Here is a 6,285-nt window from a genome sequence, read left to right as displayed (position 1 = left end):
CAGGACCGTGAAACGACTCCGCGCCAATGATAGTGCTGCAACCAGTGTGAAAGTAGGTCATCGTCAGGCTTTTATTCCGCAAAGCCCTTAACTCCGCAGAGTTAAGGGCTTTTGCCTTTTTGCAGAGCTTCTTCCCTTGCCTCCCGCTCCTGAAAATAAAAAGGAGCCGCAGCTCCTCTCTCTGGAAGCGCATTTGCCGGTAATCCCCCCCACAAAAAAGTATCAGTTGAAAGTAGAATTTTCTTAAATACGATTTTGAGGAAGTTTTACATGAAAACATCACGCTTTACGGAAAGTCAGATTATCAATATCTTGAAGCAATCCGAATCTGGCACGCCGGTTCCGGAGTTTTATCGCGAGTATGGGATGAGTTCGGCTTCGCTCTATAAATGGCGCAGCAAATACGGTGGCATGGACGCGTCGATGATGACGCGGATGAAGGAGCTCGAAGACGAGAATCGGCGGCTCAAGAAAATGTACGCCGAAGAGAGGCTGGAGGCGGAAATCATTTCGGAGGCGATGCAAAAAAGTGGTGACGCCATCTCAGCGGCGTGAGATGGCGCAAGCGACAGTTAAGGCGTATCGCATTAGTGTTATCCGGTTGGCTAACAGAGGGGGTCGATCCGTGGAGCAAAACGCTTCCACAGCTCATGTTGTAGATCGGAGAGAACAAGTATGCGCATAGTTATTTTGATAGGTGAGAATGGGCGGATTCAAATACGAAGAGCAACATTGAATAAAAAGTCAAAGGGTCAGATGCGATAGCATTCTGCCTTTTGACCAGCCAGTCGAAAGTTGCCGAATATGCACTGCATGGGGGTGCGGATCGCACGTTGACCCACCCTGCCGATTGAATATTGCCCCAGGGCGAGTTGCTGTTTCTTGAACCAGCAATTGTGGATAAGCCTAACAAATAGTTAGTTTTTAACCTATTTATTTATCGTGTTACCCGGGTAAGAAGTTGCGGGGTAGTCACGAAGGGCGTAGCCCGAAGTGACTACCCCGCGCGCAAACTTAAAGCATGTCCTCTTCATTTTCTATTTTCCCTCCCTTGCGTCCTTGTTCACGAGTTTGAATTCTGACTTTGGCAGCGGAACTGCTGTGATGGAAGCGATAAGACTCATTTCCAGTTTCGACGATATGACAATGATGCGTTAGTCGATCCAGCAAGGCAGTCGTCATCTTGGCATCACCAAATACACTCGACCATTCCGAGAAGCTGAGGTTGGTGGTAATTATCACACTGGTATGTTCGTACAATTTAGAGAGCAGATGAAACAGCAGTGCGCCGCCAACCTGGCTGAATGGGAGATATCCAAGCTCGTCTAAAATGATGAGGTCTAGTCGACTCATTTGCAGCGCCAGTCGTCCTGCCTTACCGTCTCGTTTTTCCTTTTCTAGTAAATTGACCAGATCCACGGTCGAATAGAAGTGTACCCGCTTTCCTTTCGTTGTAATGCCAGAGGCAGCAATTGCTGTTGCGATGTGAGTCTTACCTGTGCCTGGCCCACCAATCAATACCGCATTCTGCGCAGTGTCTGTAAATGCTAACGTGGCCAGTTGTTTGACTAGCACCTGATCGACACTGGAGGAACTAAAGTCAAATCCAGCCAGATCACGATGTACCGGAAACTTTGCCATCGCCATTTGATGACGCAATGATTTCATGCCGCGCTCAGTAAATTCCGCATGAAGTAGATGTTCAATAATCCATTGATATGGCTCTGTTGGTGTAGTGCCCTGCGTTACTAATTCTGCCCAGGCGCTTGACATCCCGTGAAGGCGTAAAGAATTTAATTCCGCTGTGATGTTGATCATGATTATTCTCCTTGTGTGCTAGTTGTGACGTCATCCAGTTCTCGTAAGCTGTCATAGCGTTCGGTATTGGCTACTGGCACTTCTTTTAATTCCAAACTGGTTTCCACAGTCTCTGGTACTGGACTCCCATCCCATCTTGCTAACACGTTTAGAATGTGTTCGGCACTGAGTGCACCAGACTCGTTGACTAACTCAACGGCAACCAGCAGGGCATCCAGTCCTGCAGTCGGCACGGTAGCTAATACTTGCGCCATAATCCGATCACCACCTGCATAGCGCATCAGTCCTTGTTTCAATCGCTTCAAAGGCGCTGGCATGTCTGCAAAGGGAGCACCGTTTCGAAGCGCACCGGGTTTCCGCTGGATCAGAGGGATGTAATGTTGCCAGTCGTAGCAGACCAGAGAGCGCTCCGTTATCCGGAGATGGCGGGCAACAATCACATCATTGGCGATAATGCTGACGTGATTGGGATAGAGACGTGTGCTGACCAATTGACCGGCCAGTTCACAGGGAACGGAGTAACGATTGCGGTGCGCGCTGATAAGACAGGTTGAAGATACTCGAGCTAGTTTCTCAACGTATTGAACTGTCAATACCTCTACATACCCCAGTAAAAGATGCGTTGATGTGGAGTTCAGAGGGCTTCTCTTATTTGAGTACTTCAGAAATAACATTAGAGTCTGGTAAGCCAATCGCTTATCTGACAACTGAACGTTCATTGAGCATTTTCTCAACGATTTATCAACCTTTTAATAATGTTGACGCCAGTGCAGAAATTGTTATTTGTGGGGATGCGGGTAGATCGGTTGCCTGCTTTCCTTCTAAATTACATCCATCCCCATTAATTTTAGCACCGCTTGTTGATCGCATTCGATTACCTGTTGACGATGCTCTTGCTGGTAAGACTGATATCCGCACGGGGACTGATTATCGAGGAAAAAATGTCGTTGCCGCTTATTCGCATATTGGCGCAACAGGTTTGGCATTTGTTTCAAAAGTAGATACGGTTGACTTGTATCAACCTATTAATTTTTTATTGTCTCGTTCGTTGATTGTTCTTTGCATTTCACTCATGATCGGAATATTAATATTGAGAAAGGTCGTCGGCCCATTGCTGGACGATATTGTGAAATCGGAGACGCGTGCCTCTCGCAGCGAAAAGCAGTTAAAAGAAACTACGGAGAACTTACCAGCACTGATTGCTTATATCGATAAAGAAGAAAAATACCAGTTTGCCAATGCGTATTATCAAAAATTTCTAAAAATTGATCCTAAAACGATGCTGGGAAAAACTGTTTTAGAAATGTATGGCAAAAAAAATTATGCCAACATGGTTGCAGGGATACAAACAGCCATGAAAGGCGAAGCTATTCAGTTTGAACGTCAGCAAATGGTAGACGGTTTACTGACTCACTTATCGGTCAGTTTTACGCCAGATGTTGCAGATGATGGTTCGATTTCTGGAATTTATGTCATGGCACTAGATATTACTGCTAGAAAACAAGCCGAACTAAAACAGGCGGAATCGGAGGAACGCTTAAGAACAATTGCCGATAATCTTCCAGCACAAATTGCGTACATTGATACGCAACAACGCTATTTGTTTGTTAACGCCGCTTTGGCAAAATTTGTCGGAAGCGATCCAGAAAAAATGATTGGCAAGTTAGTTAGTGAGACACGCAGTTCAGAGTTATATACATTTATATCCCCTTACATCGATCAAGTTTTAAACGGGGAATGGGTGAGATTTCAAGGACAAATTTTATATGACGGGAAAATTTTACATTACGAATCTAACTTTGTACCTGCCAGGACAGAGGCAGGCGATATCAATGGTTTTTATTCGATGACTTTTGACATTACTGACAGGGTAAAAGTTGAATCAATTAAAAATGAATTCGTGTCTACCGTTAGCCACGAGTTGCGCACACCACTCACTTCAATAAATGGGGCATTAGGATTAATCATTTCGGGTGTTGTGGGAGAAGTACCGGCTAAAGTAACTGATTTAATGGTAATCGCACGCCGTAACGTCGACCGGCTCATTCGTCTGATTAATGATATGTTGGATATTGAAAAAATTGAAAGTGGCAATATCGTTTTTGATATTCAAAAACACGATTTAGTCAGTCTGATTCAAAATGCCATGGAGTCAAGTTCTTCCTATGCGGCTCAATATCGGATATGGCGTCCATCTCCAATTTACCTGCTCGTTAAAAGAAGCTCCCTGTTATGTTGATCAGGATAGGATTACACAAGTGATTGTTAATCTAACTTCCAACGCAAGTAAATTTTCGGACGAAGGAGGGATCGTCGACATTACCTTATCCTTGAACGCTGAAAATTGGCTGATCGAGGTGACTGACCGAGGATGTGGAATTCCAGAAGAATTTTACGATAAAATTTTTATGAAATTTTCTCAGGTTGATGCCAGTAATACGCGGAAAAAAGGAGGGTCGGGCCTAGGATTAAGTATTTGTAAGCCAATTATTGAACAAATGGCCGGAACCATACGATTTACCTCAGTTGTGGGATTAGGCACTACCTTTTATATAGAGCTTCCGCGGATAATTTAAAAACTTTTTTCAAGTGACAGAGCATGAAATTGATTCCCTTTGTCTCATGTGACTTACTTCTTTCTGTTATCAGAGCCGATGTCAGGCTCTGAGTTTGGACAGTTATGGAGCTAATACCCACCAAAAGAAGTGTGCTTCATACCATCGATTGTTTCTGTTGATTCATGGTTCAAAATAATTAGCCGTTTTAAGGTAAGCTCGCTCAGTATCTTAAGAGATAACTGATGACTCGTTTGACTGGTCATAACTGTCGCTGCGCGAACCCATATCGAATTAGTGCGGTCAGGCACCATGAGCGTAGCTCGCAATTAAAATAGTAATTGGCGCCTACCTTTGTTTCTTAAATTGCACTAGCATACTTGTATCAACATTGCGAAGGAGCTCAGTTTTTCTGAGTGGTCGAGCGTATTTGATCATGCCAAAGAAGGTAGCTTTGCTCGATCAACTCACACATCATTTAATTTTTGGATGTGCATTTTTTTGTCATTCAATGAATAAAATAGCTTATTATCCATAATCAGCATAAACGAAATAATGAGTTTTCATGTGGGTTTCCAAGGATTGCTGGGAAAGTATGTCTGACTCGAAATCAGACGTACGTGCAAACGTATCGGGGGTTCGAATCCCTGCTTCCGCCAGACATAAAAAAGCCCTTGATTTATCAAGGGCTTTTTTGTTTGGATTTCTCTCGTGGCAATCCTGATAACGGAATCTCATCGTCAGAAGTTATAGTGACAACGTATTTCAAACATGCGTTATTTCCCAGTTCTTTAATCGCGTTTACAGTTAATTTCCGAGATTAAAGAAACACGTATGAAAATAGGTAAAGAAGTAGAGAAAAATGTGTTCGTAACACCATAAAGTCACGCAGCGCCACTAATCTCGAAAAATGCATATCTGCTTATAACTAGCCTTAGTACATGAGTACTATGCGCGAACGAATTTTCTGCTATTTAATTATAAAAGAGAGACGAAATTGTCTGATAAGTTTTCACCGCAAGAAATCGATACGGTTTATCGACTCATCGCACAGCGACGCGATATCAGACACTTTCTGCCTGGCGCTATCGATGAAAATGTCTTGCTGCGACTGTTTACCGCTGCCCATCAGGCTCCCAGCGTGGGGCTAATGCAGCCATGGCGTTTTATTCGTATTCTCAATGCAGATGTGCGCCATGCGATCTTTAATATCGTAGATGAAGAGCGATCCAATACTGCTTTAGAACTGGGCGAGAGGGGGAGTGAGTTTTTACGTTTGAAGGTAGAAGGAATACGCGAATGCGGAGAATTAATCGTAGTCACCTTAATGGACGGTCGTGACCCCTATGTATTCGGACGTCGTACCTTACCGGAAATGGACATTGCATCCGTCGCTTGCGCAATCCAAAACATGTGGTTGGCATCGAGGGCAGAAGGACTCGGTATGGGATGGGTTTCTCTATTTGATCCAGAGAGGCTTGCGCGCTTACTCAGTATTCCTCCGGGAGGAAAGCCGATTGCGATTATCTGTCTGGGTCATGTCGAACAATTCTATCCTAAACCGATGTTGGAACTGGAAGGCTGGGAGCGCCAGCGTAACTTAAACGATTTAGTATTCGTTGATCATTGGGGTTCCGGTGAAGCAGTCGCATCATCATCACATCAGAAGCTTGGTGAGGATACGCCGCTCTAAGTCAGGTTTGAACCAAAAATCAGAAGATAGGTTAGGTAAACAGTATTTTTGAGACACCACTAAAAAACTCATCTACGAAGTAAAGTGTGAGTTTTCTAAAAAATATTTTTAGTCGTCAATTAACTAGAGATCTTTGCACGATAAAAAGCCAAGCAGAGTGTTTACCTCAAATGAGACAATAGCAACAGGATAAATTTAAAGAGTGGCAATCATGGCGTG

4 protein-coding genes, 1 tRNA gene and 2 pseudogenes are annotated in these 6,285 nt (G+C 43.9%); 5 read left to right on the top strand and 2 right to left on the bottom strand.

Features of this window, described 5'->3' with window-relative positions; genetic code table 11:
- Nucleotides 1-270: 270 nt before the first annotated feature.
- Nucleotides 271-607: pseudogene (locus AAKU61_RS21780) on the top strand (transposase); the annotation flags it as partial.
- A gap of 407 nt (nt 608-1,014) precedes the next feature.
- Here the strand turns inward: AAKU61_RS21780 and istB are convergent.
- Together istB and AAKU61_RS21770 are read right to left on the bottom strand one after the other, a co-directional pair.
- The gene (gene istB, locus AAKU61_RS21775; RefSeq protein WP_354335646.1) at nt 1,015-1,818 is read right to left on the bottom strand and encodes an IS21-like element helper ATPase IstB; all 804 of its coding nucleotides are present in this window, start codon (nt 1,816-1,818) and stop codon (nt 1,015-1,017) included.
- Between the two features lie 2 nt (nt 1,819-1,820).
- Nucleotides 1,821-2,399, bottom strand: a pseudogene (locus AAKU61_RS21770) (Mu transposase domain-containing protein); the annotation flags it as partial.
- A gap of 44 nt (nt 2,400-2,443) precedes the next feature.
- On the opposite strand from AAKU61_RS21770, the gene AAKU61_RS21765 reads away from it, so the two are divergent.
- From AAKU61_RS21765 to bluB, 4 genes are all read left to right on the top strand, one after another.
- The gene (locus AAKU61_RS21765) at nt 2,444-4,057 is read left to right on the top strand and encodes a PAS domain-containing sensor histidine kinase (protein WP_354335644.1); all 1,614 of its coding nucleotides are present in this window, start codon (nt 2,444-2,446) and stop codon (nt 4,055-4,057) included.
- Nucleotides 3,960-4,394, top strand: coding sequence for a sensor histidine kinase (locus tag AAKU61_RS21760; protein ID WP_354335642.1), 435 nt, complete (start codon nt 3,960-3,962; stop codon nt 4,392-4,394). Before AAKU61_RS21765 ends, AAKU61_RS21760 begins: the two co-directional genes overlap by 98 nt.
- Nucleotides 4,395-4,952: 558 nt before the next feature.
- Nucleotides 4,953-5,032: transfer RNA gene (locus AAKU61_RS21755), tRNA-OTHER, on the top strand.
- A gap of 338 nt (nt 5,033-5,370) precedes the next feature.
- The gene (gene bluB, locus AAKU61_RS21750; RefSeq protein ID WP_354335640.1) at nt 5,371-6,066 is read left to right on the top strand and encodes a 5,6-dimethylbenzimidazole synthase; all 696 of its coding nucleotides are present in this window, start codon (nt 5,371-5,373) and stop codon (nt 6,064-6,066) included.
- Nucleotides 6,067-6,285 lie beyond the last annotated feature (219 nt).

It is taken from the genome of Undibacterium sp. GrIS 1.2 (genome assembly GCF_040544435.1).
GTDB lineage: Bacteria > Pseudomonadota > Gammaproteobacteria > Burkholderiales > Burkholderiaceae_D > Undibacterium.
This window is presented reverse-complemented; position numbering and strand designations above follow the sequence as displayed.

What these genes read in the sequence shown, in the direction of transcription:
- istB (WP_354335646.1), bottom strand. Translation starts at nt 1,818, where the DNA reads ATGATCAACATCACAGCGGAATTAAATTCTTTACGCCTTCACGGGATG.
- AAKU61_RS21765 (WP_354335644.1), top strand. Translation starts at nt 2,444, where the DNA reads ATGTGGAGTTCAGAGGGCTTCTCTTATTTGAGTACTTCAGAAATAACA.
- AAKU61_RS21760 (WP_354335642.1), top strand. Translation starts at nt 3,960, where the DNA reads ATGCCATGGAGTCAAGTTCTTCCTATGCGGCTCAATATCGGATATGGC.